Here is a 26,103-nt window from a genome sequence, read left to right on the forward strand (position 1 = left end):
AAGCCCTAATCAAAGGGCTTTTGTGGGTAAATGATGTTTTGTTTTTAGTTTCTAGCAGATCTTTTCTTGTCTGCTTTTGGACCTACACGTGACATAGCACATCTAAACCCAATGTAGTCTGTTGCCATATCTTGAGGGAAATATCTTCTTTGAGCTGGATCTAACCAATACGCTCTATCTCTCCAAGATCCTCCTTTGTATACTCTTGAATCATCGTTAATCAACGTTGTTCTTTTGCTAGAGCGATCGTATTTTCTAACCATTTTACCTAAACTGTCTGTTGTAACATTGTGTTTAGGAGAATTATACATTTTTTTGTCTGATTTTGCTTTGTCATCATCTGATTCTGACTCTCCAAAATTGTAATAACGGGTAGACTGCTTGTCACCATCTCTGTAATTGATGTTGTTACTTTTGTCAAAGTTTTGTCTCAAGTAAGTTTCTTGTTCATCAACAGGTACTTGTGCAATTTGACCAGGAAAGTTTCTTGCGATAATTCTACCATTACTTAGCGTATCGAATTTCATGTTCGCTTTGGTAACAATTTCAACTTTTCCGTCAGCACCAATTTTGTTTTTTGTGTACTGGTTTCCTCTGAAGTAGTTAAAATCATTAGCTTCATTGTCAACAATCGGTCTGTAAACATCTTGTACCCATTCTGCAACGTTTCCGGCCATATCATACAATCCAAAGTCGTTAGCAGGATATTTTTTTACTTCGTTCGTGATATCTGCGCCATCATCAGACCATCCTGCAATTCCGCCGTAATCACCATTTCCTTGTTTGAAGTTTGCAAGTTGATCTCCCTTGCTCATTCTTTTTCCTGAGCGAGTGTATCCTCCAGACCAAGGATATTTCTTTTGTCCTTTGTAAATATTGTACTCTCTTTGCCCTACATCAGCAGCTGCAGCATATTCCCATTCTGCTTCAGTTGGTAAACGGTATTCTGGTAATAAGATTCCAGAAGAACGTTGTGCATAAACATTTTTAGGTTCTGCGGCAGTTCCATTTCTACCAGCAGGTGCTCTTCTTGCTCCTTTTTTCAATACAATAGTTTCGTCTCCTCCGTAAGCAGAAGTTGGTGTAGCTAAATACGTTTCGGTATCAAAGTTACTATCCGCAGTTACGTCTTTAGTTTTTGCATTTTTCTTTAGGTAGCCGTTTTTCTCTAACAAAGCTTCGTTTACACGTTGTGTTCTCCAGTTGCTAAATTCAACAGCTTGAATCCAATTAACACCTACTACTGGATATTCCGCATAAGATGGGTGTCTCAAGTAGTTATTAGTCATTGTTTCATTGTATCCTAATCTATTACGCCATACTAAGGTATCTGGAGATGCTCCCTCGTAGATGTTTTTATAATTTTCTTCAGTTGGTGGATAAACACTTTTCAACCAATCTAAGTAATCTAAGTACATCGAATTGGTAACTTCTGTTTCATCCATATAAAATGATTGTACGTGTTGCTGCGTTGGTGAATTGTTCCAATCGTGCATTACGTCATCTTGTACCTTACCCATTGTAAAGGTTCCTCCTTCAACAAAAACCAAACCTGGTCCTGCTTCCTGCTTCTTTTTACTAGAGCCTTTTCTACTATCCATGTTCCAACCCGTTGCTCTCGATGTATTCTTTGAGCTGGATTTTTTACTACAACTGGAAAAACCTACTAACAACATAATTGCAAGTAAAGCCTGTAAGCCCATAATTCTGTTTGCTTTCATACTCTTTTTGGGGTAATAATTTTAATGCCGCAATATAATAATTAACAATTAATTGGCATCTAACTTTTTTTAAAAAATTTATCAATCTAATTTTAACATTAAATTGTCTAATAGAACGCAAATTTATACTATTTATTATTCAGTATGGCACGAAATGATTTATTTTTACGCATTAATAATAAGGTCTGTACAATCCCGTTAAAAATCATGATGAAAAATACGCTTTTACTTCTGCTGTTCCTTGTTTCGTGCGGGTCTATCGCACAAACTAAAGGTGAAGTTGTTTTAGATTGGGTTGCAAAAAAAGAGATGTTTTATGGCGATTTCAAACGAGTAATTCCGTCCTTTTCAAATCTTGGTTTTGGGTATAATGATACTAACAAAAGCATAGCATATACCCACCGTGTTGTTCAGCCTATTATTTTTGATGAAGGTGTTTTGCAAATTACAGGAGTCAATTTCCAGATGATGGGCATCGATGAATTAGGAGAGTTGGATTTAAAAGCAATTCCAGACAAAGTTGTCGCTGAACTTGATATTAAAAAGTCGCGTGATCGATGGGATGCTTTTATTCATATTTCACCAATTGTAAAAGATGGTTTGGGTTTAAAAAAAATTGTTTCGTTTTCGTATCAAATTAATTCCGCTGCTTCAAGATTGCGTACAGAAAATGCGCGAACCAATGTCATTACTAACTCGGTGTTAGCAAGCGGTAATTGGTACCGATTTTATATAGAAAAATCTGGAGCTTACAGAATTAGCCGCTCTTTTTTACAGCAGTTAGGCATTGATGTAGGTAGAGTGGATCCGCGTAAAATTAAAATTTATGGTAATGGAGGTCGAATGTTACCGCTCGCTAATTCAATTTTTTACCCAAATGATCTTACCGAAAATGCCATTCAGGTTGTAGGTGAAACGGATGGTATTTTTAATAATGAAGATTTTATTCTTTTTTATGGAGAAGGTGTTGCCAACTGGAATGACGAAAGTAGGACACATCAAAATTTATACGATAACAAATCTTATTATTATATCAATGTTCAAGGTGCCGATGGAAAGCGAATGAGTCCTCTTCCGCAGCCATCTGCATCGGCTACATTAAATATTAGTTCTTTTGACGATTACCAATTTCACGAACAAGATTTGGTAAATGTAGCCCGATTGGGTAGGCAGTGGTTTGGCGAAACTTTTGATGTGAAAGCAGAGCAGGAGTTTGATTTTTCTTTTCCTAATATTGATACCTCAAGCCCCATTAAATTATTGGTTACGGCGGCATCGGCGTCTTTTTCTACAACTAATTTCGAAATAAGTGGCAATGGTGCAGTTGCCGGAACATTGTCGTTTCCTGCTTTAAATGCGGCTTCGGACGTGGCTTATTTTGCGGCATCGCTTCCTGCTAACACTCAATTTGCGGCGGCAGAGACGGTTAAAATAAAATTGAAATACAACAACAATGGCGTCCCAGGTTCTCGAGGTTTTTTAGATCATATTAGGTTACAAGCCAAAAGAAAATTACAAGGTTATGGCAAACAGTTTCTTTTCCAATACGAGCAAGCCGCTTCTAGTAGTGGTGTTGCTAATTACGTTGTGGCTAATGCAGCACAGATAAGTCAAATTTGGGATGTGACTGATTTATACAATGTAACATCGCTTGCTAATTCCAATCAAAATACTATCAATTTTAAAGCAGTTCTTGGTGAGGTTCGCAAATATGTTGCAATAGATAGTGCTGATTATTTAGAGCCTTTGCGAGAAGCAAACACAAAAGTTGCAAATCAGAATTTGAAAGGGACCTTGTTGAAAAATGAGCAAGGTGGTTTTCAGGATATTGATTACGCGATTTTTGCACCTTCATTTTTGCTTTCTCAAGCAGAGCGATTGGCTGCGTTTCATCGTTCTAACTCTAATTTAAAAGTGAAGGTAATTACGTTAGAGCAAGTTTATCAGGAATTCTCATCAGGAAAACAAGATATTGCTGCAATTAGAAATTGTGTCAAATATATATATCAAAATGCCTCTTCTCCTGACAGACGCATCAAGTACATAAATCTTTTTGGAGATGCTTCCTATGATTATAAAAACAGAATCCCTAATAATTCAAATATTGTTCCTATCTATCACTCCTTAAATAGTAACACATCCGGAGAATCTTCATATGCCTCTGATGATTTCTACGGATTAATGGATGCTAATGAAGGGAATATTGTATCTCGTTTTGGTGGAATAGATATTGCGGTAGGGCGAATGTTAGTAAATGATAGCAAGCAAGCCGAAGAAATGGTAACCAAAGTTTTTGAATATCATGATTTGGCTTCTTACGGAAGTTGGCGAAACAATGTAGTTTTGGTTTCAGATGATTCTGATGTGCCGTCAGACGCAAATTTGCAAAACAAGCAAAACAATTTAGCAAATACAATCGTAACCGAAAAGCCTTTTTTTAACGTTAGTAAAATTCTGTTGGATTCATACACACAAGAGGCCTCGGCAGGAGGTTCGCGTTATCCAAAAGCGAGAACTGATTTTTTTAATGCTTTCGAAAAAGGAGCCCTTGTGTTTAATTATCTCGGTCATGGTGGCGAGGATGGATTGTCAGCGGAGCGTATTTGGGAAAAATCAGATGGACAAAACTTGAGTAATTGTTACAAATACCCTTTGTTTATAACCATCACTTGTGATTTTTCGCGCTTTGATAATCCGTTTCGTCCAACTGCTGGTGAATTTACTTATTGGAATCCCAAGGGTGGTGCTATTGCAATGATCACTACAATTAGATCTATTGGTCAATTTAGTGCCGAAACTTTCAATGATACGTTTACCAAAAATCTGCTTTCCTTTGGTTCTAATCAATACACGACCATTGCTGAGGCATTGCGCATTTCGAAAAATAGTAATCCCACATCGGCAACAAACGTGGTTTTTTACATTGGTGATCCTGCGTTGATGCTTGCTATTGCTAAACCAAAAATTAGACTAACTAGAGTGAATGACATTCCCGTTACAGCTGTGCTTCCTGATTTTAAATCGCTTTCTAAAATAAAATTAGCCGGAGAAATTACAGATGAGAACAACAATCCGCTCACGTTCTACAACGGAGAACTTAGTACTTCTGTTTTTGATAAAATGATTGCTCGCAGCACCTTTAATAATGATGGGAATAGTCCGTCAATCAATTTTAATGTTTTAGGTGAAACTATTTTTAGAGGAAACGCAAGTATTACTGCCGGTAAGTTCGAGTTTAGTTTTGTTGTACCACGTGATATTAGAGTTCCTCTTGGCGAAGGACGTATTAGTTTTTATGCTAAAAGAGCACAAGTATTACAAAATGAAGCGGGCTTTGATGCGACAATCAAGGTAGGTGGTATTAACGAAAATGCAGTGGCAGACAATATTAGTCCGAGAGTGCAGTTATATATGAACGACGAGACATTTGTTTCAGGAGGAACAACCAATGCGTCACCGTTTTTTGTGGCATATCTTGAAGATGAGAATGGTATTAATACAGCTAGCGGAATAGGTCATGATATCATTGCAGTTTTAGATGGAGATGTTAATAATCCTTTTATTCTCAATGATTATTATCAGGCGAATGTAGATGATTTTACAAAAGGTACATTGCGTTTTCCACTTCGTAATTTGGAGCCTGGTTTGCACACCATAACCTTTACGGCTTGGGATGTTTATAATAATCCGGTTACGGCAGAAATTCAATTTGTTGTGGTGGGCGATGATGTAGTGAGTTTGACTAGGGTGCTAAATTATCCTAACCCTTTTGTGAGTTACACGGAGTTTTGGTTTACACACAATAGGCCGTTTGAGCCTTTAGAAGTGCAAGTACAAGTCATGACGGTAACAGGAAAAGTGGTGTGGACCAAAAACCAAATCGTTACTACTGCAGGATTCTTGTCAAAGGACATCACTTGGGACGGTAAGGATGATTTTGGCGATCGATTGGGTAAAGGGGTTTATGTGTATAAGTTGACAGTAAAATCAACTTTAACCAACAAAAAATCCGAAAAATTTGAAAAACTTGTAATCCTTTAATAATATAGTATATTTGTTCCTTAAATTTTAGCATCATAATGAAAAAAATAATACCACTATTTATATTTATTTTTGCTTGTAAGAGCGCTGTAGCGCAAGATAGAACTCTTAATCCAGGTGTTCCGTTTCTATTAGTCGCTGCTGACGCAAGAGCTGCAGGTATGGGTGATATTGGAGTTGCTACATCTGCCGATGCGACCTCACAACAATGGAATCCCGCAAAATATGCTTTTGCAGAAGATGCAAACGGATTTTCAGTAAGTTACACTCCATATTTAACAGACTTAGTTAACGATATTTCGTTGGCTCAGTTAACCTACTACCAAAAAATCAACGAGAAAAGTGCCTTTGCTGGTAGTTTGCGTTATTTTGGATTAGGCGATATTGAATTACGTGACAATGCAATTGATCCGGCAAGAATTGTGTCTCCAAATGAGCTTGCACTTGATGCTTCGTATTCTTTAAAGTTAAGCGAAAAATTTTCGATGGCCGTTGGTGGCCGATTCATAAATTCTAATTTAAAAGTAGCATCGGATAACACAGATGCAAGTTCAGCAAGTACCTTTGCGGTTGATGTTGCTGGATTTTATCAGTCTGAAGAAATAGCGTACAGCGATTTTAATGGTCGCTGGAGAGCAGGTTTTAATATCCAAAATTTAGGTCCAAAAATTAGTTATGATAATGATGATTTTAACAGCAACTTTATTCCAGCTAATTTAAAAATAGGATCTGGTTTCGATTTTATCCTAGATGATTTTAATAAAGTAGCGCTTAATGTTGAATTTAATAAGTTACTAATTCCAAGTTTTCAAGATTCAGATTTAAATGGTGACGGAACCATTACTAATGATGAAGTCAATCAAAATAGAAACAATTACCGTTCTATAGGCTGGACTTCAGGTGTTTTTAAGTCTTTTGGAGATGCGCCAGGTGGTTTTAGCGAAGAATTGCAAGAGGTAACTTATGCTGTTGGTGCTGAATATATGTATCAAGATTCTTTCGCTTTGCGAATGGGTTACTTTCACGAAAGCCCAGAAAAAGGAGCTCGACAATTTTTAAGTCTAGGCGCAGGTTTTAAATATACAGCAATCAAAGTAGATGTTTCTTATTTGTTTTCTGCGTCAAATGTTCGAAACCCATTAGAAAACACCTTGCGATTTTCACTAACGTTTAATTTTGGTGATAAATACGAAGTGTATTAAAATTTAATTCAATAATAAATAACGATCCAAATTTCATTCCGAGTAGTCGAATGAAATTTGGATTTTTTTTCCTTACAAAAAATGAAAACAATTGCAATTACAACAGAATTTAAAGTGTTTGATGCGCTAACTGATTTACCTGTTCCGGTTCAGAAATTGATGGAGAAAGCTGTCGAAGCACGAAAAAATGCCTATGCCCCTTATTCACAATTTAGAGTTGGCGTTGCACTGCTGTTAGATAACGGCGAGGTAATTACAGGGTCGAACCAAGAAAATGCTGCTTATCCGTCAGGGCTTTGTGCAGAGAGAGTAGCTATTTTTTATGCTGGTGCAAAATATCCGCAGGCCAAAATAACGCAAATGGCCATCACTGCAGCTTCTGATACCAATCAAACTACAGCGCCAATTCCTCCATGTGGATCGTGCAGACAGTCTATTGCGGAGTACGAAATCAAACAAGAGGTTCCAATTGAAATTTATTTCATGGGCGAAATAGGAGCAGTGTATCAATCAGATTCTCTTAAAAATCTACTGCCCTTTATGTTCGATAAAAAATTCTTGTAAAAGCGCCAAAAATTGGTGTTTATATTTTAGTTCTAAGTTGGAATGTCTTATTTTTGCATTTCGCAAATTTGTGGGAGGAAACTATTTTGCGTTATAGGTACAAATTGATAACACAATAACACTTTAGCAAAAGAAAAAGTCAGATGAAAGAAGTTACAAAAGAAGTATATTTAAAGTGGTATGAAGATATGCTGCTGTGGAGAAAGTTTGAGGATAAGCTTGCCGCTTTATACATCCAACAAAAAGTTAGAGGATTTCTACATTTATACAATGGTCAAGAGGCAGTATTAGCAGGAGCTTTACATGCTATGGATTTGACAAAAGATAAAATGATTACTGCATACCGTAATCACGTTCAACCAATTGGTATGGGCGTTGATCCAAAAAGAGTAATGGCAGAACTTTTAGGAAAAGTAACCGGTACTTCAAAAGGTATGGGTGGTTCAATGCATATTTTTTCTAAAGAGCATGGTTTTTACGGAGGTCACGGAATTGTAGGTGCTCAAATTCCAGTAGGTGCTGGAATTGCTTTTGCAGATAAATATTTTAATACTGGTGGAGTAACATTAACCTATTTTGGTGATGGTGCTGCACGTCAAGGTTCTTTGCACGAGGCATTTAACATGGCTATGTTGTGGAAACTTCCTGTTGTTTTTATCGTTGAAAATAACGGATACGCAATGGGAACGTCTGTAGAGAGAACAGCTAACCATACTGATATCTGGAAGCTTGGTTTAGGATACGAAATGCCATGTGGTCCTGTTGATGGAATGAATCCTGTAAAAGTAGCAGAGGCAATGACAGAAGCAATTGAAAGAGCACGTCGCGGAGATGGTCCAACGTTTTTAGAAATGAAAACTTACCGTTACAGAGGACACTCTATGTCAGATGCGCAATTGTACCGTTCAAAAGATGAGGTAGAAGAGTACAAAAAAATAGATCCAATTACACAAGTTTTAGACATAATTAAAGATGAAAATTATGCTACTGCCGAAGAAATTGAAGCAATTGATCAACGCGTAAAAGATTTAGTAGAGGAATGTGCAACATTTGCTGAAGAGTCGGATTATCCGCCAATACAACAATTGTATGACGTAGTATACGAACAAGAAAACTATCCTTTTATTCCTCATAAACTATAAATCAATTATGGCAACAATTATTACAATGCCTCGTTTGAGCGATACTATGACGGAAGGAACCGTTGCAACTTGGCTTAAAAATGTAGGTGATCAAGTAAGCGAAGGAGATATTCTTGCTGAAATTGAAACAGATAAAGCAACAATGGAATTTGAATCTTTTAATGAAGGGGTTCTTTTGCATATAGGTATACCAGCTGGAGAAACGGCTCCAGTTGACTCTTTGCTAGCTATTATTGGTAAAGAGGGTGAAGATATTTCAGCTTTACTTGCTGGTGGTGCAGCAACTCCAGCCGCACCAGCTGTTGAGGTGACTCCGGTTGCTGAAGCAGTAAAAACTGAAGTTGTAGCTCCTACAACGTCTGCATTACCAAAAGGAGTAGTAGTTGTTACTATGCCTCGTTTGAGTGATACTATGATCGAAGGTACAGTGGCTACTTGGTTGAAAAAAGTAGGTGATGTGGTAGCTGAAGGTGATATTTTAGCCGAAATTGAAACCGATAAAGCTACAATGGAATTTGAGTCTTTCAACGCAGGTACTCTTTTGCATATCGGAATCGAAGAGGGAAGTACAGCAGCAGTGGATAGTTTGTTAGCTATTATTGGGCCAGCAGGAACAGATGTTAGCGCTTTGGCAGGAAATTATACTCCAGGTGCAGCAGCAATAACCGCTGAGACTCCAGCAGCAGAAAAAACTCCAGCAGTTGAAGCTCCCGCAGCTGTTCCAGTTGCTCAAGAGGCAGTTGCAGGTCAGCGTATTTTGGCTTCTCCGTTAGCTAAAAAAATTGCAAGCGATAAAGGCATTCAATTGAACCAAGTAAAAGGTTCTGGTGAAAATGGTCGAATCGTTAAAAGTGATGTTGAAAACTTTACTCCCGCAGCAGCGGCGCCAGTTGCTCCAGCTGCAACTACTGTTGAAGCAGTAACTGCTCCAAAAGTAGTTGTTCCAGCAGGTGAAGTGATGACAGAGGAAATCAAGAATTCACAAATGCGTAAAATTATCGCAAAACGTTTAGCGGAATCTTTATTCACAGCGCCACACTATAATTTAGTTATTGAAGTGTCTATGGATGATGCAATGGCTTCAAGAGCAGTGATTAATACTGTTCCTGATACTAAAGTTTCATTTAATGATATGGTGATTAAAGCATGTGCTTTGGCATTGAAAAAACATCCAAAAATTAACTCTCAGTGGAAAGAAGATGCAATTACTATCAACCACCATGTAAATATTGGAGTTGCAGTTGCGGTTGAAGACGGTTTGGTTGTTCCTGTATTGAAATTTACAGATACAATGAGCTTATCTCAAATTGGAGCTAGTGTAAGAGATCTTGCCGGAAGAGCTAAAAACAAAAAATTAGGTCCGCAGGAAATGGAAGGAAGTACTTTTACGGTTTCAAACCTTGGAATGTTTGGTATAACAGAATTCAATTCAATTATCAATCAGCCTAACTCTGCTATTCTATCAGTGGGAGCAATTGTAGAAAAGCCCGTGGTGAAAAATGGTCAAATTGTAGTAGGTAACACCATGATGTTATCTCTTGCATGTGATCACCGTACTATTGACGGTGCTACAGGAGCGCAGTTCTTGCAAACTTTAAAACAATATATCGAAAGCCCAGTTACCATGCTGGCGTAAGTAGTACATATTACATAATAAACCCTTTCTAATTTCGGTTAGAAAGGGTTTTGTTTTTTTAATACATTTACATAAAAGCAAACAAGTATGTCTGAACATCTAAGCTAACGGTCCTTGAAAGATTAAAAGATATTTATCTAAAAGTTGAATGGCATAACTTTCATAATTTTATTTGAACTTATCTTAAAATGGACAATAGGTATTAGCTATTATTTTAATCTTCATAATTGTAAAGTGTTTTTTTGAGCATCTTTTGGTCTTGTGATTGAGGGTAAAAATGATGGTGCGGCGCTTTTTATTTTGGTGTTAAATGCCTTTCTTTGTTGTGCTAGATTGCTGGCAAAAGAAAAGAATAAATTAAAAATTGGTTCAATTAGTAAAAATATGTTATTACCTTCTATACAAAACAGCTTAAATGAGTTGACTGACTTGCTCCAACAATTGTCTCAAACAGAGTATTCTAAAGCCTGTCCAGAGTTAAGCAATGCTACAATCGGTGAGCACACGCGTCATATAATTGAAATGTTTCAGTGTCTTGAAAATCAATACGAGTCAGGTTGTGTTAATTATGATAATAGAGCTCGCAATACACGTATTCAAACCGACACAGAGTTTGCAATAGAAAACATCGTTGCCATTCAGGAAAATTTAGATCGTGAAAATAAAGACATGGAATTGTTGCAAATAATCGATGGCGAAGAAATACGAATCAGCACCAATTATCACCGAGAATTACTTTATAATTTGGAGCATTGCATTCACCATCAAGCGTTGATAAAGGTGGCTATTTTGCAGTGTGAAACCGTGAGTATTGATCCTAATTTTGGCGTTGCCAGATCCACTATCGAATATAGAAATCAATGTGCACAGTAAGTTTTGTAAAAACGACAGATAGTATCATTATTACATCTAATCGAGACGAAAAAATAATCAGACCAAGTGCTATACCGCCACAAAGGTATAGCGTTAATAATCAAAATTTAATTTATCCAAAAGACCCAAAAGCGGGCGGAACTTGGTTTGCAACTAATGAAGCAGGTGCAGTTCTCGTTTTGCTTAACGGTGCTCAGGAAAAGCATGAGGTACAATTGCCATATCGCAAAAGTCGCGGTTTAATTGTGTTGGATGTGATTAGCGCTTCTTCACCACGAGCGTCGTGGGATGTGGTAGATTTAGATCAAATTGAACCCTTTACTTTAGTGTTGTTTCAGGAAGAACAATTATGGCAATTGCGCTGGAATGGTTCAGAAAAAGAAACAATCGAATTGGATATAAATCAACCGCACGTTTGGTCTTCTTCAACCTTGTATCCTGCAGCCGTGCGTGAGGAACGCGCGACATGGTTTCATCAATATATGAATGAAAAGCAGCAGGTTTCAGCAAACGACATGTATCAATTTCACAGGTACACGCACAATGACAATCAAGAAAATGGTTTAGTTATTAATCGCAATGATGAGATGCAAACCTTAAGTATTACGCAAGCGTTCTTACAACAGAATAAGGTGAGTGTATTGCATTATGACTTGATCACACAAGAGGATTTTACAACCTCATTTATCACCGTCTAAATTTTAAATTTTGAAACTATTTTTTCATAAACTTACCCATTGGGAATACTGGCCCTTTCTAATTGTTTACATACCAATTTATTTTTTGTGGTCGTACTATGCCATTAAAGCCAAATCTATTTTTTTCTTTAATGCTTCTAATCCGACTATAAAAAATGGCGGTTTTATGATGGAGTCCAAAAAAGAAATTTACGATATTATTCCGCAACAATACTACCCAACTACAATTTTGGTTACTGAGGGCACACCTACATCCGAAGTTCAGACTTTAATTGAAAAAAATCAAATTCAATTTCCGCTAATTGCAAAACCAGATATTGGTTTGCGTGGCGGTGGCGTAAAAAAAATCGAGTCGGTTACTGATTTGAATGAGTATGCGACAAAGGCAAACTTTGATTATTTGGTTCAAAATTTAATTCCATATTCTGAGGAAGTAGGAATTTTTTATGTGCGCTATCCGCATGAAAAGTTGGGTAGAATAACAGGAATTGTGTCTAAAGAATTTCTAATCATTACGGGCGATGGTAAATCAACAATGGAGGAATTGATCAAAAAAAATCCGCGCTATGAGTTACAATTAAAAGTTTTAAAGCAGGAGTATGGCGCACAATTGCAACAAGTAATTCCGCTAAACGAAAAGGTAAATCTAGTTCCTTACGGTAACCATGCTAGAGGTGCAAAATTTGTTGATGGCAGCCATTGGATAACGCCTCAATTAACGCAGGCCATTAACGAAATGTGCTTGCAAATTCCGGGTTTTTATTTTGGGAGGTTAGATATTATGTACAACACGATGGCCGAATTACAAGAAGGGAAAAATTTTGCTGTGGTAGAATTGAACGGTGCCGCAAGTGAGCCTACGCATATTTACGATCCAAAGCATTCCATCTTTTTTGCTTGGAAAGAACTCGCACGACACATTACCTACATGTATGAAATTAGTGTAGCCAATCACAAAAATGGTGCGCCGTACTTGTCTCACAAAGAAGGGATGAAAGAATACCGCTTACACTTGGAGCAAAGTAAAAAGATTGCTAATTTTTAAATCATGAAAATTGTAAAAAATATTCTAGTTGGGTTTTTGGTGAGTTTTGTAGGCTCGATTCCGTTGGGATATTTAAATTTAGTAGGTTTTGAAATTCACCGCAGCCAAGGATTACTATCTTTGATATGGTTCCTGTTAGGCGTTGTTTTGGTCGAAGGTTTTGTGATTTTTTATACCTTGAAATTTGCGCAGCGCTTGGTTGAAAATCTAAAGTTGATGCGGTACATTGACTATTTCGCTATTGTTTTTTTGCTGCTGATAGGATATTCATTTTACGCTGGATCTCAAGCTTCAAGTGACAATCAAAGTGTTTTAGGTCCATATTTAAAATACTCTTCATTTATTATTGGCGTGTTTTTAAGCGCCATTAATTTTTTGCAAATACCATTTTGGACGGGCTGGAATTTATACCTAATGAATGGCAAATATATTTCAGTAGGAAATAAGCTTAAACTGTTTTACATTGCAGGTACATTGCTCGGTACCTTTTCCGGCATGTTGGCTTTAATTTTGGTATTAAACCAATTATCAACGCATACTAGTGATTATTCTAGTTACATTTTTCCTGTGATAATTCCACTTTTCTTTGTGATTTTAGCCTTTTTTCAAATGTTTAAAGTGTACAAGAAGTATCACCAAAAGGAAAGTACCAAATCATAAAACAAAAAAACTAATTTTAAAAACTATGAAAAAAAACATCTTCACATTTGCGGCGGCAGCTTTTACTCTATTTGTTGCTCCAACTGTTTTGGCACAACAAAAAGCAGTCGATTCAAAGTCAACTGGAAATTATCAAGTAAAAGCAGATGAAGTTGCTGCTACTTTACAATTTTTAGCTTCGGATGAATTGGAAGGTCGCGAAACTGGTCAGATTGGCTTGGTAAAAGCAGCTGATTACTTGGAGAAAATGTTAAAAGACAATCATGTAAAACCTTATTTTACTTCGTACAAAGATACATTGAGTACTTTTAAAGGAACGGCTTTTAATGTAGTTGGGTATGTAGAAGGTACTGATGCAAAATTAAAAAATGAGTTTATCATTTTGAGCGCGCACTACGATCACATTGGTATTTCCAAAAAAGGAATTAACGGCGATTTTATTAATAATGGTGCCAATGACGATGCCTCTGGTACGACTGCAGTTGCTGAGATGGCTAAATATTTCAGTCAAGCTAAAAACAACAAGCGCAGTGTTTTGTTTGTGTTTTTTGCTGGGGAAGAAAAAGGTTTGTTAGGCTCGAAACATTTAGCTAAAAAGCTTAAAACACAAGGATTCAATTTGTACGCGCATTTTAATATTGAAATGATTGGTGTACCAATGAAGAGAGATTATTTGGCTTATATAACTGGTTTCGACAAGTCGAATATGGCGACTAAAATCAATGAGTACACGGGTAAAAACACTATCGGTTTTTTGCCAAAAGAGGCAGAATACCAATTGTTTTTCCGCTCTGATAACTACTCTTTCTATGATTTATTCAAGGTCCCATGTCATTCAGTAAGTACATTTGACTTCGAGAACTTTGAATATTACCATCACGTTGCCGATGATTTTAAAGCGATGGATATTCCGCACATGACTTCATTCATTCAGGAACTGTTGCCTGCTATTACGCAAATGGCGAACACGCCTACACAAGAAATGAAAATGTTGAAATAATCATTTTAATTCATTTTGCATGTCGTAAGCTAGAATATAATACGAATTGGTATTGTATTCAAATTCGCTAATAATGCTCCAATTTAGTTTTTCAGTATGTGCTTTTGTTGAGGGCTGATTGGCTTTGTTTATAAAAGTCAACGCCAAAGGATATTTTTGAACCATTTCGCTGCGCATTAGTTCAAACAAAGGTTTTATAATTCCGGTACCGCGGTACTTTTTATGAATACAAATAGGGCCATACTGAAAACTATTTTGAAGATCTACATTTTTATTAGCAAAATTTAACTGAGTAATCAAGCTACTCATATAGGCAAATATGGGCCATTGCTGGTAAAATTGCCAACTTCCCGCAAAAATATATCCTACAACACGTTTTCCCTCTTTTGCTAGAAATAATTCCTTTTTAGCGATTACTGTTTTCAGTTGTTCTACTGTGAATGGTGTTGTAACGAAACCTGCTGCGCGTTCTGTTTCGGATAAGTTAGTCACTAAATATAATTCTTGTAAATCAAGTACGCTATCAATGTCTGATAGTTGTGCTTGTACAAAAGTAATTGATGTGTTCATGATGGTAAATTATATTTATTGACAAGTTATAAAAATACAAATTTAACTATCAAAAGTGCGTCATTGTTGCCGAATTTTGTTTTGTAAACCGACTATGATTTTCTTGTTTTTGCTTATTTTTGTGGTATGAAAAATATAATTATTACTGGTACAAGTAGAGGCATTGGATTAGAATTAGCATTACAATTTGCGCAAGCAGGACATCAGGTTTTGGCCTTGTCACGCAATATCCCTGCTGTTTTAATGCAACATGAAAACATCACTTGTTTGTCTGTCGATTTGGCTAATGAAGGATCGCTAGTTCAAGTGCAAGAGTTTTTGAGCACTTCTTGGCAACATATTGATGCAGTAATTCATAATGCAGGTAGTTTATTGCTTAAACCTTTCGCAGAAACGACGCAAGTTGATTTTGAGAACATCTATAAAGTAAATGTTTTTGGTGTGGCTAATTTGACTCGTATATGCGTTCCTTACTTGGTTAAGGGTAGTCATGTGGTAACTATTAGTTCAATGGGCGGTATTCAAGGAAGTTTGAAGTTTGCTGGTTTAGCGGCTTACAGTTCAAGCAAAGGCGCTGTAATTACCTTGTCAGAATTATTGGCTGAGGAGTATAAAGAAAAAGGAATTTCATTTAATGTACTAGCACTAGGTTCTGTGCAAACAGAAATGTTAGAAGAAGCTTTTCCTGGTTATCAAGCGCCAATTCAAGCCGATGAAATGGCTAATTATATTTATGATTTTACTTTAAATGGTAACAAGTATTTTAATGGTAAAGTGTTGCAAGTTTCATCTACAAATCCATAAAATAAGTTTGTTGTGATTGAAACGCTAGCTAAATTTTTACCTGATCACGCTGTCAAACCTACATTTGACTTGATTGTTGCGCATGGTGTTCATCTTAAAATTGTGAACGAACGAGCCACGCGTCATGGTGATTATAGAAAAGGGTTAAGCGGAAAACATGAAATTACCGTGAACGGTAGCTTAAACAAATTTAGATTCCTAATCACTTTAATTCATGAAATTGCCCATTTAGTAGCTTTTGAAAAGTTTGGTCGAAATATCAAACCGCATGGACAAGAATGGAAGTATACTTTTCAGAAGTTGATGGTGCCTTATATTAGACCGGAAATTTTCCCAAATCAATTGCTGCCGTTGTTGGCCAGGCATTTCAGAAATCCAAGCGCCAGTAGCGACACCGACACGACTTTGTCTTTGGCTTTAAAACAATACGATGAGCAAACGGATAAAAACTACGTTTTCGAAATTCCTTACGGTAGTGTTTTCCGAATAAAAAACGGTAAAATTTTTAAAAAGATAGCAGTCAGAACCAAACGATTTGAATGTTTAGAAATTAGTTCGGGTCGTTTGTATCTTTTTAATCCAAATGCTGAGGTGGAGCTAATTCGTTCGAACTAGCTTTTTAGATATGCGTCACGTACTTTTTTAAACAAATTCGAAGAGTATACAAAGGCTACAACTGCTTCATTATCGGTTCTAAAAATTTCTTCTTTATTGCCTTCCCAGGCTTTTAAGCCATCTTTTAAAAATAAAATTTTCTCCCCAATTTCCATCACCGAGTTCATATCATGCGTATTGATTACGGTCGTAATGTTGTATTCTTCGGTGATTTCTTTAATTAAATTATCAATCAAAATTGCTGTGTTAGGGTCTAATCCAGAGTTGGGTTCGTCGCAAAACAAATACTTCGGATTGTTAACTATGGCGCGTGCAATGGCAACACGCTTTTGCATTCCACCTGAAATTTCTGAAGGTAATTTGTTATGCGCATCTACTAAAGCAACGCGATCGAGAACAAAATCTACACGTTCTTTTATTTTTGAAGCTTTATCTTTTGTAAACATTCGCAGCGGGAAAGCAACGTTTTCTGCAACTGTCATCGAGTCAAATAAGGCACTTCCTTGAAAAACCATTCCGATTTCAGTTCGTAATTCTCTTTTTTCATCATCTTCAAGTTCAGCGTAGACACGGCCGTCAAAACAAATTTGTCCACTTTCTGGTTGGTGAATACCCAATAAACTTTTTAGTAAAACTGTTTTTCCAGATCCACTTTGGCCAATGATAAGGTTGGTTTTTCCGGGTTCAAATGTCGTTGAAATTCCTTTTAGAATTTTAACGCCACCAAATGATTTTTCGATATTTTTTACTTCAATCATGATCCAAGTAGCAATTGAGTTAATATATAGTTGATCAGAATGATACAAACAGAGGTCCAAACGAAAGATACGGTACTTGCTTTTCCTACTTCCAGTGCCCCGCCTTTCATGTAATAGCCGTGAAATGAAGGAATGGTAGCTAGTAACATTGCAAATATTAAAGTTTTGATGAATGCGTACGCAATGTGAAACGGTATAAATTCCATTTGTGTTCCAGTAATAAATTCACTACTCGATATAAAACCTCCATAAACTCCCGCAGTCCATCCACCTAAAACGCCCAGGAACATTGCAATTCCTATTAAAAACGGATACAATAAAAGTGCTATAATTTTTGGAAAAACAAGATAGTTTAATGAATTTACACCCATTACCTCGAGAGCGTCAATTTGCTCGGTTACACGCATTGTTCCAATACTTGATGTGATAAATGATCCCATTTTTCCAGCCATAATAACTGAAATGAAAGTCGGAGCGAACTCTAAAATCACCGATTGGCGAGTAGCAAAACCAATAAGGTATTTTGGAATTAAAGGATTGGTTAAATTCAAGGCTGTTTGAATGGCTACAACGCCTCCCACAAAAAAGGAGATGAAAGCGACGATGCCAAGAGAGTCGATAACCAAATCATCAATTTCTTTGAAAATTAATTTTTTCATTACAGACCATTTGGTTTGTTTGCTAAAAATTTCTTGTAGCATCAAGAAGTATCTTCCTATTTGCGATAAATATCGAATTAGCATCATGTTTTTAGGTGTTGTATTCAGTTTGAAATAATATGTAAAAATACTTCATTTTTATGTGATTGCCGTTTAATTGTTGCCAAACAATTTGTCTTTCATTTTTTGCATGCGGTATTTTTGAATAAATTGTGCTTGTTCGCTTGTTACGAGTAATGGTTTTTGTGCGGCCTTAGCTTTCCAAAAACCTTTGAGGTAATCCAAAAAGAGCAACGGCTTTTTTTTCATTACCGCCAGTTTAGCTGATGCAATTGCTGTAATCCAAAAACCATATCCCAAAGTATAAAACGCTTCGCCTTGTTTGTAGCGTGCTGTTTTATCGTAGCGAGCGCCTGTTGGTTTCAGGTGTTTTACGTGCAGTGAGTCATCAGTAACCACTTTCCAATTGTAAAACTTGCAAAGTAATTCGTCAACGGTATCCCAGCCCATAGCCGGTTTTAGGCCTCCAATATCTTTAAAAGTTTGTTTTCGATACGCTTTTAAAGCACCACGAATATGATCTTTGTCGGTTAAATTTTCAAGAACCCATTCGCCATTTTTTTCTATGTAGCAAAAACCGCCAGCCATTCCTATGCAAGCATCTGATTGAAAGTGCTGAATGATTTTTTCAAAATAGTTGGATGGAAAAATCAAATCAGAGTCGGCTTTTACTAAAATATCGTAGTTGTCATCAATGTTTTCTAAACCTTTTTGAAAGGCTTGAATCACTTTGCTACCTGGCAAATGTATGTCAGCTGATTCTTTAGTCACCATTTCAAGCCAAGGATGTTTGCTTGCAAATGCTGCAACAATTTCGGGTGTTCTATCTGTTGAGCTGTCGTTAACAATGATGACTTTGGTAGGCAAAACCGTTTGATCAGCTAACGATTGAAGTGTTAACGAAATGAATTGCTCCTCGTTGTAAGTGGGAATGATGATGTAGTACTGCATAATGCGCGTTTTGGCTGTACAATGATGTGGTTTGATTTTGCTTTTTACAACATAAAAAAGCTGTAATTCTAGCTTTTATTATTTGATTCTCTCTGCAAAAACAATGTAGTATCTCGGTGTGAAATAACGCAACAAAGGCCTGAAACCGATTTTTTTTACCGGATGTGTGAATTTTTCGCGAGCGGTAATTTTCCAACCTGTTTTTTCGAGTAGCCAATCCAGTTGCCAATCTTCGAATTCGTGGTAATGCCTATCCCACATATCAGTTTTACTGCGATAGGCGGGTGAAAACCAAAGTCGCAACGGAATTGAAATAAGTAATTTATCGCAGTTCACGTTTTCGAGTACGGTGTACGGATTTAGCAAATGCTCAAATATTTCAAACGCAGTGAATACGGTATAAGATTCCGTTTGTAACGCAGTTTGGTCTTTGTCAAGATCTTCGCCGGTGGTGTTTTTTACAGTGTATCCGTTTTGTTCCATAATTTTCGAGAACGGGTTGGGTACGCCTAGGTCAAAAATAGTTTCAGAAGTTGTGATGTGCTTTTGTAAAAATTCTAAAGTATGCTTAAATCTTTTATTTGGGAATGTTTTTTCGTACATGGTTTTTATTGATTTTGCCAGCGTGGCACCAAGCTACAAATATAGTAATAAAAGTGTTTTTGGGCGTGGTTTTTTAGCCCGGATGGGAATGAAAATCCCGCAGTGGTAAAATGTAGTTTTGCAAGGCAGTAACTGCGACCAAAGGAAGCACGTTCCTGCCTTAGAAAAACAAATTTTATAACGAGGAATTGCAATGTACAGCCGGATTGGGCTTCTTAGTTTTTAATTCCTTAGTCTTTAGTCCTTGGTTCTTAGTCCTTAGTAGTAAGTTTTGCTAGAGAAACTGACTAGGCACTAAGTACTTTGGACTAGGCACTAATATCTACTAATAGCGGTATACGAAGGCGTTGATGTTCATGCCTGCACCTACAGATGCAAATAATAATACATCACCTTTTTGAATGGATTGGTTTTTGATTTCGCCGCGAATAAGTAGGTCGAAAAGTGTCGGCACCGTTGCTACACTACTGTTTCCTAAGTCATGAATACTCATAGGCATGATGTCTTTTGGAGCAGTTTGGTTGAATAATTTATAGAAGCGGTTGATGATGGCTTCGTCCATTTTTTCGTTGGCTTGGTGGATAAGGATTTTTTTAAGATCGCCTATAGCGACACCACTTGCTTCTAGGCAGTTTTTCATTGCCAAGGGAACGTTGGTTAGAGCGAACTCGTATATTTTGCGGCCGTACATTTTGATGTAACGGGTGTCAGGGTCGAGGTCTTGGTTGTAGGATTTTCCGAAAAAGAGGTAGCCAGCCTCATCATTGGCGTAGGTGGCACTTTCGTAAGATAGCATACCGCTCTCGTCTGTAGAGGCTTCAATAATGGCTGCTCCAGCTCCATCAGAATAAATCATACTGTCCCTGTCATGGGCATCGACTACGCGAGATAGTGTTTCAGAACCAATTACTAGGCAACGTTTTGCCATGCCTGATTTGATGAAAGCATTGGCCTGCAATACGCCTTCGATCCAGCCAGGACAACCAAATAGTAAATCGTAGGAAACGCATTTTGGATTTTTAATTTGCAATTTATTTTTAACGCGGGTTGCTAAGCTAGGCACCATATCAGATTGGATAGTGCCATGGGAAACATCGCCAAAATTATGTGCAAAGATGATGTAATCAATAGTTTCAGGATCAATTGCAGCGTTGCTAATTGCTTTTTGAGCTGCAAAATAGGCTAAGTCAGATGATGTAAGATGTGGCTCGGCATAGCGGCGGTTTTGAATTCCGGTAATGCCTTTAAATTTACCGATAACAACTTCATTAGGATAGGCAAATGGGCTGCCGTCTTCATTTAAAAAAATATGTTCGCTAAAGTCTGTATTGGCTATTTGTAACTCAGGAATATAGCTTCCTATTCCAGCTATTTTTATTTTCATCGTGTTCATTTTGCAAATTTCGAGGCTAATTTAACTAATATAAAAATAGAAATATCACAAAATTTACTATGCATGCATATAATTATGAAATATGAGATAATTGGCAAAATAACTGATAATAATTTTGTCTAAATTAAATTTTACTGCGAAATTTTTTGATAATACTTGATGTTGGTATTTGTTGTTTGATTTTTAGGTTGTTGCATTTTATAGGGTTTAATTGATTTGGTTGTGGTTGGCTTCAAAAAAAATGCCCCGAAATTTTCGAGGCGTTTTTCAAAATATTTTGGTTAGACTAGCTTTCCATGTATGCTTCAATTGGAGCACAAGAGCAAACTAAATTTCTGTCACCATATGCTTCATCAGCACGGCGAACTGTTGGCCAGAATTTGTTATCTGTGATATATTCTAATGGGAAAGCTGCAGTTTCACGTGTATATGGGAAATTCCACGTATCGGCAGTAACCATCATTAAAGTATGAGGTGCATTTTTCAAAACATTGTTCGGGTTTTCAATTGTTGCTGCTTCAATTTCTTTACGAATTGAAATCATAGCATCACAAAAACGATCTAATTCTTCTAAGTTTTCACTTTCGGTAGGCTCGATCATTAAAGTTCCAGCAACTGGGAACGAAACGGTAGGAGCATGGAAACCATAATCCATCAAACGTTTTGCGATATCAGTAACTTCGATTCCTTTTTCTTTAAACGGACGACACTCTAAAATCATTTCGTGAGCAGCACGACCCATTTCACCAGAATATAATGTGTCGTAGTGACCATTAAGTTTTTCTTTGATATAGTTTGCATTCAAGATCGCATATTCAGTAGATTTTTTCAAACCTTCAGCTCCCAACATGCAAATGTATCCGTAAGAAATCAAGCAAACCAAAGCCGATCCCCATGGAGCAGCAGAAATTGCTGTAATCGCATTTTCGCCACCTGTAGGAATGATTGGGTTAGTTGGTAAAAACGGAACCAATTGTGGCGCAACGCAAATAGGACCTACACCTGGACCACCACCACCGTGAGGGATAGCAAATGTTTTGTGTAAGTTAAGGTGGCAAACATCAGCACCAATTGTTGCAGGATTTGTCAATCCTACTTGTGCATTCATGTTAGCACCATCCATATATACTTGACCACCATTATCGTGAATCAATTGCGTAATTTCTTTAATAGCGCTTTCAAAAACTCCGTGAGTTGAAGGGTAAGTTACCATTAAACAAGATAAATTATCTTTGTGAAGAATTGCTTTTTCACGTAAATCGTCAATATCAATGTTTCCGTTTTCAAGAGTTTTGGTAACCACAACTTTCATCCCTGCCATAGCTGCAGAAGCCGGGTTGGTTCCGTGAGCTGATGATGGAATTAAAGCAATATTACGGTGGTGATCACCACGAGATTGGTGGTAAGCACGAATAACCATTAAACCTGCGTATTCTCCTTGTGCACCTGAATTTGGTTGCAATGTTGTTCCTGCAAATCCTGTTACTACATTAAGTTGTTGCTCTAAAGTAGTAAGCATTTCTTGGTAACCTTGTACTTGGTCAAGTGGAGCAAATGGGTGAATGTTGTTCCATTGTGCCATACTTAACGGCAACATTTCAGAAGCTGCATTTAATTTCATGGTACAAGATCCAAGAGAAATCATAGAATGATTTAATGCTAAATCTTTGCGCTCTAACATTTTGATGTAACGCATCAAAGCTGTCTCTGAATGGTATTTATTGAAAACATCATGTTGTAAGAACGTGCTGTTTCTATCTAAATTTTCAGGGAAATGATTTGTTGTTGATAAATCTGAAATGGCTGTGGTAGTTGTTCCATTTGCTTCATCAAAAATCGCTATAATTTTATTTAAGTCGGCGATGTTTGTAGTTTCGTTTAACGAAATAGAAATACTTTCAGCATCAGGATAGTAAAAGTTAACCTCATGTTTCTCAGCAACAGCTTTGACCTTTGCAGCATCAGCTTTTATTAAGATAGTGTCAAAAAAGGCCGTGTTATTTTGTGTATAACCTGATGCAGTCAATGCATTTGCAAGAGTTGCAGCCGAAGCATGAACTTTATTAGCTATGTATTGCAATCCTTTTGGACCATGGTAAACGGCGTACATACCTGCCATAACTGATAGTAAAACTTGTGCTGTACAAATATTAGAAGTCGCTTTGTCACGCTTAATGTGTTGTTCACGTGTTTGCAAAGCCATACGTAAAGCGCGGTTGCCATCAGTATCAACAGTTACACCAATAATACGACCTGGCATAGAGCGTTTGTATTCTTCTTTAGTTGCAAAGTAAGCGGCATGTGGCCCACCGTAACCTAACGGAATTCCGAAACGTTGCGTGGTACCAAGAACAACTGCAGCGCCCATTTCACCCGGAGGAGTCAATTTAACTAAACTTAAAATATCAGCAGCAACGGCCACTTTAATTTCGTTTTCATTTGCTTTGGCGATAAAGGAAGCGTAATCATGTACTTGCCCAAATTTACCAGGATATTGAAGGATAGCTCCAAAAAACTCTGATGAGAAATCGAATGTTTCATGGTTTCCAATTACCAATTCAACGCCAATCGGTGTAGAACGCGTTTGTAAAACCGAAAGTGTTTGTGGTAGAATTTCTTCAGAAACGAAGAATTTATTAACATTATTTTTCTTTTGATCACGAGAGCGAACATCAAATAAAAGTGCCATAGCTTCGGCTGCAGCTGTACTTTCATCAAGTAAAGATGCGTTTGCAATTTCCATTCCCGTTAATTCGATAACCGTAGTTTGAAAATTCAAAATAGCCTCGAGACGGCCTTGAGCAATTTCTGCTTGGTAAGGTGTGTAAGCCGTGTACCATCCTGGGTTTTCAAAGACGTTTCTTTGAATAACTGCTGGAATGATGGCAGCATGGTATCCTAAACCAATGTAGCTTTGAAAAACTCTATTTTTATTACCTAAATTATAAATATGACTGGCAAACTCATACTCGGTCATTGCCGCTGGCAAATCTAAATCAGCTTGCAAGCGAATATCACTTGGAATAGTTTCGTCAATCAATTGTTCTAAGCTTGAAGCGCCAATTGTTCTGAGCATGTGTGCTAAATCATTTTCTCTTGGGCCAATGTGCCTTAATGCAAAAGCGTCTGTTTTCATTGTGTATAAAATGGGTTGTGTGTTTCTTGCGATTTAAAGGTGGTAAAATTAAATATTAAAATGCTATTAATTGTCTTTTTAAACGTGATTTTCTGTGAATTTTTCAACTAAATCCCTTTCTTATTAACACTTTGATTAATTTTGTCTAATGAAGTTTTTCAAACAAATATTTGATTTTTATATCAATAGCAGTATTCACGTAGGTTTGTCCTGTTTTGCCTTGCTGCGAATGACTGAACAACTCTTCCACATTTCTTATCAAGTGGCTCTTGGTTATTTTGTGTTTTTTGGAACCATAGTCGGGTATAATTTTGTTAAGTACGGGCAACTTGTTCAAAAACAACGTCAAGCTATTGGTTTTCAGCTCAAAATGATCGTTGCGTTTAGTGCTTTTTCTTCACTTATTTGTGGTTTTTTCTTTTTTACTTTGGCCTACAATACGCAAATGGTGTCGGTATTGTTTTTAGGATTGACTTTGTTATATACTTTGCCTTTTTTTCCGAATCAAAAAAATGCTCGAAATTGGGCTGGAATCAAAATCTATGTTGTGGCTTTATGTTGGGTAGGAGTGACGCTTTTTTTACCTATCCTCAACAGTGAAGGAACTTTTGCAGATGGATTGTGCGTTACGGCGATACAAAGGTTTCTACTTATTTTTGTGTTGATTTTAATTTTTGAGGTTATCGATTTAAAATTGGATGATCCACATTTAAAAACCGTTCCGCAACAAATAGGTGTGCAACGAACCAAGCAAATAGGAGTTGTGTTAATGGTTTTGTTTGTTTTATTGGAGTTTTTGACGCCCGATTTTCAAACGAAGTTTTTTCTTTTGAAACTAGCTTTGGCACTTACTACAATTTTGTTTTTAGTGAATGCTAACGAAAATCGTTCACGCTATTACGCTTCTTTTTGGGTAGAAAGTATTCCTGTTTTTTGGTGGTTATTTTTGATGGTTTTCAGCTAGTGACTTGATAAAAGAATTCCTTTCAGAAATGAATTTGGTTAAATGTTTTTTGAGGATTAAATGGTCAAAGATTTTTCCGAAAATACTATAAAGTGTTTCGTATTGAATTTTATCTTCCATGATAACAAATCCCTTTTTTTGAATAAAAGTATGCTGGTGTTTGAAGGATTTAAACTCGCCCTCGAGCATTTCATCTACAAAGTACGTTGGAATTTCCATTGCAGATATCAAGCTTTTGTGTTTTAAATAAACGCCAAAATGTTTGCCACGCCAGGTAACGGTTTCGTTTAAATTTATCAAACCCGAAGTTATTCCATCAATAGCGGTTTCATTTGATTTTGCAGTGGATTGTTGGTGAATATCAATGTTTCTGGATAAATCGAAAATGATTTCAATAGGTGCGTTTATTTTGGTTGTTAGTTGTATGGTTGTCATTTTTAAAGGTGTTTTGCGTTAAGGATTGCAGTGAAGCTCTTTTTTTATTGGCTTTTTTGCCAATGAAAAAAAGCGGGAACGTAAAGCCTGACCCGAAGTTTTTACGGAGGGTAACGCTCAAATGATTAGTAAATTTGATAATGCCCAAATATATTATGGATAAAAAGTATCGTATTTACCACTGCAAAAAGCACAAAAAGTGTATTCATAAAATAACTTCCGACTTTGAATAATGTTCTTTTCGGAATTTCATACATGGGATAATAGGCAATTTGAGTTGCTACTTTTCCAACCCAGTAGGCAGCAATCAATCCGGTCAAGGCAACTGCTAATGCAGATTGTTCTTTTAATTCATTAGTAAATAAAATGGCTATCAATCCGAAAGAAAAGTTCAAACCTTGAATGTATCTTCCGTAAGTTTTTGCTATTTCTTGATTCAAAGGTTTGAGTTGTTTCACATCATTATACCAATCAAAAACTTGATGACGGATGTAAGGATAAATCATCGCTGTAAATATTTGACCTATTCCACTTAGGATAATCAGCCAGTTTGGGATTGTTAAGTTCATGATT

23 protein-coding genes are annotated in these 26,103 nt (G+C 36.8%); 13 read left to right on the forward strand and 10 right to left on the reverse strand.

Annotation, left to right across the window (positions count from 1 at the left end):
• Positions 1–44: 44 nt before the first annotated feature.
• Entirely contained in the window at positions 45–1,721 is a 1,677-nt protein-coding gene (gene gldJ / locus ACXX8U_RS01470; protein WP_458564301.1) for a gliding motility lipoprotein GldJ, read from the reverse strand.
• A gap of 210 nt (positions 1,722–1,931) precedes the next feature.
• Here gldJ and porU point away from each other — a divergent pair, with 210 nt between their 5' ends.
• The 10 genes from porU to ACXX8U_RS01520 all read left to right on the forward strand — a co-directional run bounded on the left by porU (position 1,932) and on the right by ACXX8U_RS01520 (position 14,582).
• Entirely contained in the window at positions 1,932–5,762 is a 3,831-nt protein-coding gene (porU, locus tag ACXX8U_RS01475) for a type IX secretion system sortase PorU (protein WP_458566379.1), read from the forward strand.
• Between the two features lie 38 nt (positions 5,763–5,800).
• Positions 5,801–6,964 carry a type IX secretion system outer membrane channel protein PorV gene (gene porV, locus ACXX8U_RS01480; RefSeq protein ID WP_458564302.1) on the forward strand — a complete coding sequence of 388 codons (1,164 nt, stop codon included), beginning with the start codon at positions 5,801–5,803 and terminating at the stop codon, positions 6,962–6,964.
• Between the two features lie 81 nt (positions 6,965–7,045).
• Positions 7,046–7,528, forward strand: coding sequence for a cytidine deaminase (cdd, locus tag ACXX8U_RS01485; RefSeq protein WP_458564303.1), 483 nt, complete (start codon positions 7,046–7,048; stop codon positions 7,526–7,528).
• 143 nt (positions 7,529–7,671) lie between these two features.
• Entirely contained in the window at positions 7,672–8,670 is a 999-nt protein-coding gene (gene pdhA / locus ACXX8U_RS01490) for a pyruvate dehydrogenase (acetyl-transferring) E1 component subunit alpha (RefSeq protein ID WP_458564304.1), read from the forward strand.
• A 7-nt stretch (positions 8,671–8,677) separates the two neighbouring features.
• The gene (locus tag ACXX8U_RS01495; protein WP_458564305.1) at positions 8,678–10,306 is read left to right on the forward strand and encodes a dihydrolipoyl dehydrogenase family protein; all 1,629 of its coding nucleotides are present in this window, start codon (positions 8,678–8,680) and stop codon (positions 10,304–10,306) included.
• Positions 10,307–10,690: 384 nt separating this feature from the next.
• Positions 10,691–11,179 (forward strand): DinB family protein, encoded by a 489-nt coding sequence (locus ACXX8U_RS01500; RefSeq protein WP_458564306.1) that lies wholly within the window; start codon positions 10,691–10,693, stop codon positions 11,177–11,179.
• Positions 11,167–11,877, forward strand: coding sequence for an NRDE family protein (locus ACXX8U_RS01505; protein ID WP_458564307.1), 711 nt, complete (start codon positions 11,167–11,169; stop codon positions 11,875–11,877). Before ACXX8U_RS01500 ends, ACXX8U_RS01505 begins: the two co-directional genes overlap by 13 nt.
• A 10-nt stretch (positions 11,878–11,887) precedes the next feature.
• Positions 11,888–12,922: an ATP-grasp domain-containing protein gene (locus tag ACXX8U_RS01510; RefSeq protein ID WP_458564308.1), complete on the forward strand. Its 1,035-nt coding sequence runs from the start codon at positions 11,888–11,890 to the stop codon at positions 12,920–12,922.
• Between the two features lie 3 nt (positions 12,923–12,925).
• Positions 12,926–13,582: a hypothetical protein gene (locus tag ACXX8U_RS01515; RefSeq protein WP_458564309.1), complete on the forward strand. Its 657-nt coding sequence runs from the start codon at positions 12,926–12,928 to the stop codon at positions 13,580–13,582.
• Positions 13,583–13,607: 25 nt separating this feature from the next.
• Positions 13,608–14,582 (forward strand): M20/M25/M40 family metallo-hydrolase, encoded by a 975-nt coding sequence (locus ACXX8U_RS01520; protein ID WP_458564310.1) that lies wholly within the window; start codon positions 13,608–13,610, stop codon positions 14,580–14,582.
• Here the strand turns inward: ACXX8U_RS01520 and ACXX8U_RS01525 are convergent, their stop codons facing one another.
• Complete coding sequence (locus ACXX8U_RS01525) at positions 14,583–15,152, reverse strand: GNAT family N-acetyltransferase (protein WP_458564311.1); 570 nt, start codon at positions 15,150–15,152, stop codon at positions 14,583–14,585.
• Positions 15,153–15,278: 126 nt separating this feature from the next.
• Between ACXX8U_RS01525 and ACXX8U_RS01530 the strand changes: the two genes are divergently transcribed.
• Positions 15,279–15,956 carry an SDR family NAD(P)-dependent oxidoreductase gene (locus ACXX8U_RS01530; RefSeq protein ID WP_458564312.1) on the forward strand — a complete coding sequence of 226 codons (678 nt, stop codon included), beginning with the start codon at positions 15,279–15,281 and terminating at the stop codon, positions 15,954–15,956.
• A gap of 12 nt (positions 15,957–15,968) precedes the next feature.
• Positions 15,969–16,571 carry a SprT-like domain-containing protein gene (locus ACXX8U_RS01535; protein ID WP_458564313.1) on the forward strand — a complete coding sequence of 201 codons (603 nt, stop codon included), beginning with the start codon at positions 15,969–15,971 and terminating at the stop codon, positions 16,569–16,571.
• On the opposite strand, the gene ACXX8U_RS01540 is transcribed toward ACXX8U_RS01535, so the two are convergent.
• From ACXX8U_RS01540 to gcvP, 6 genes are all read right to left on the reverse strand, one after another.
• Positions 16,568–17,329: an ABC transporter ATP-binding protein gene (locus tag ACXX8U_RS01540; RefSeq protein WP_458564314.1), complete on the reverse strand. Its 762-nt coding sequence runs from the start codon at positions 17,327–17,329 to the stop codon at positions 16,568–16,570. The genes ACXX8U_RS01535 and ACXX8U_RS01540 overlap by 4 nt on opposite strands.
• A complete protein-coding gene (locus ACXX8U_RS01545) occupies positions 17,326–18,075 on the reverse strand; it encodes an MlaE family ABC transporter permease (RefSeq protein WP_458564315.1) in 750 nt (249 codons plus the stop codon). The genes ACXX8U_RS01540 and ACXX8U_RS01545 overlap by 4 nt, the downstream gene beginning before the upstream one ends.
• 66 nt (positions 18,076–18,141) lie before the next feature.
• Positions 18,142–18,999 carry a glycosyltransferase family 2 protein gene (locus ACXX8U_RS01550; RefSeq protein WP_458564316.1) on the reverse strand — a complete coding sequence of 286 codons (858 nt, stop codon included), beginning with the start codon at positions 18,997–18,999 and terminating at the stop codon, positions 18,142–18,144.
• Positions 19,000–19,077: 78 nt separating this feature from the next.
• Positions 19,078–19,602, reverse strand: a complete 525-nt coding sequence (locus ACXX8U_RS01555) for a methyltransferase (protein WP_210790927.1) — start codon at positions 19,600–19,602, stop codon at positions 19,078–19,080.
• 325 nt (positions 19,603–19,927) lie between these two features.
• Positions 19,928–20,986 carry a 3-oxoacyl-ACP synthase III family protein gene (locus ACXX8U_RS01560; RefSeq protein WP_458564317.1) on the reverse strand — a complete coding sequence of 353 codons (1,059 nt, stop codon included), beginning with the start codon at positions 20,984–20,986 and terminating at the stop codon, positions 19,928–19,930.
• 295 nt (positions 20,987–21,281) lie between these two features.
• Positions 21,282–24,131: an aminomethyl-transferring glycine dehydrogenase gene (gene gcvP / locus ACXX8U_RS01565; RefSeq protein ID WP_458564318.1), complete on the reverse strand. Its 2,850-nt coding sequence runs from the start codon at positions 24,129–24,131 to the stop codon at positions 21,282–21,284.
• A gap of 148 nt (positions 24,132–24,279) precedes the next feature.
• Here gcvP and ACXX8U_RS01570 point away from each other — a divergent pair, with 148 nt between their 5' ends.
• The gene (locus ACXX8U_RS01570; protein WP_458564319.1) at positions 24,280–25,095 is read left to right on the forward strand and encodes a UbiA prenyltransferase family protein; all 816 of its coding nucleotides are present in this window, start codon (positions 24,280–24,282) and stop codon (positions 25,093–25,095) included.
• On the opposite strand, the gene ACXX8U_RS01575 is transcribed toward ACXX8U_RS01570, so the two are convergent.
• Entirely contained in the window at positions 25,072–25,530 is a 459-nt protein-coding gene (locus tag ACXX8U_RS01575; RefSeq protein ID WP_458564320.1) for an SRPBCC family protein, read from the reverse strand. The genes ACXX8U_RS01570 and ACXX8U_RS01575 overlap by 24 nt on opposite strands.
• A gap of 125 nt (positions 25,531–25,655) precedes the next feature.
• Complete coding sequence (locus tag ACXX8U_RS01580; protein WP_458564321.1) at positions 25,656–26,099, reverse strand: hypothetical protein; 444 nt, start codon at positions 26,097–26,099, stop codon at positions 25,656–25,658.
• Between the last annotated feature and the right edge of the window lie 4 nt (positions 26,100–26,103).

The organism is Flavobacterium sp. GNP001, from assembly GCF_054343775.1.

Coding starts and splice junctions, on each gene's coding strand:
- ACXX8U_RS01580 (WP_458564321.1), bottom strand. CDS start 26,099: ATGAACTTAACAATCCCAAACTGGCTGATTATCCTAAGTGGAATAGGT.
- ACXX8U_RS01525 (WP_458564311.1), bottom strand. CDS start 15,152: ATGAACACATCAATTACTTTTGTACAAGCACAACTATCAGACATTGAT.
- ACXX8U_RS01540 (WP_458564314.1), bottom strand. CDS start 17,329: ATGATTGAAGTAAAAAATATCGAAAAATCATTTGGTGGCGTTAAAATT.
- ACXX8U_RS01515 (WP_458564309.1), top strand. CDS start 12,926: ATGAAAATTGTAAAAAATATTCTAGTTGGGTTTTTGGTGAGTTTTGTA.
- porV (WP_458564302.1), top strand. CDS start 5,801: ATGAAAAAAATAATACCACTATTTATATTTATTTTTGCTTGTAAGAGC.
- ACXX8U_RS01530 (WP_458564312.1), top strand. CDS start 15,279: ATGAAAAATATAATTATTACTGGTACAAGTAGAGGCATTGGATTAGAA.
- ACXX8U_RS01505 (WP_458564307.1), top strand. CDS start 11,167: ATGTGCACAGTAAGTTTTGTAAAAACGACAGATAGTATCATTATTACA.
- pdhA (WP_458564304.1), top strand. CDS start 7,672: ATGAAAGAAGTTACAAAAGAAGTATATTTAAAGTGGTATGAAGATATG.
- ACXX8U_RS01560 (WP_458564317.1), bottom strand. CDS start 20,986: ATGAAAATAAAAATAGCTGGAATAGGAAGCTATATTCCTGAGTTACAA.
- ACXX8U_RS01555 (WP_210790927.1), bottom strand. CDS start 19,602: ATGTACGAAAAAACATTCCCAAATAAAAGATTTAAGCATACTTTAGAA.
- porU (WP_458566379.1), top strand. CDS start 1,932: ATGAAAAATACGCTTTTACTTCTGCTGTTCCTTGTTTCGTGCGGGTCT.
- gcvP (WP_458564318.1), bottom strand. CDS start 24,131: ATGAAAACAGACGCTTTTGCATTAAGGCACATTGGCCCAAGAGAAAAT.
- ACXX8U_RS01550 (WP_458564316.1), bottom strand. CDS start 18,999: ATGCAGTACTACATCATCATTCCCACTTACAACGAGGAGCAATTCATT.
- gldJ (WP_458564301.1), bottom strand. CDS start 1,721: ATGAAAGCAAACAGAATTATGGGCTTACAGGCTTTACTTGCAATTATG.
- cdd (WP_458564303.1), top strand. CDS start 7,046: ATGAAAACAATTGCAATTACAACAGAATTTAAAGTGTTTGATGCGCTA.
- ACXX8U_RS01570 (WP_458564319.1), top strand. CDS start 24,280: ATGAAGTTTTTCAAACAAATATTTGATTTTTATATCAATAGCAGTATT.
- ACXX8U_RS01575 (WP_458564320.1), bottom strand. CDS start 25,530: ATGACAACCATACAACTAACAACCAAAATAAACGCACCTATTGAAATC.
- ACXX8U_RS01495 (WP_458564305.1), top strand. CDS start 8,678: ATGGCAACAATTATTACAATGCCTCGTTTGAGCGATACTATGACGGAA.
- ACXX8U_RS01545 (WP_458564315.1), bottom strand. CDS start 18,075: ATGATGCTAATTCGATATTTATCGCAAATAGGAAGATACTTCTTGATG.
- ACXX8U_RS01500 (WP_458564306.1), top strand. CDS start 10,691: ATGTTATTACCTTCTATACAAAACAGCTTAAATGAGTTGACTGACTTG.
- ACXX8U_RS01520 (WP_458564310.1), top strand. CDS start 13,608: ATGAAAAAAAACATCTTCACATTTGCGGCGGCAGCTTTTACTCTATTT.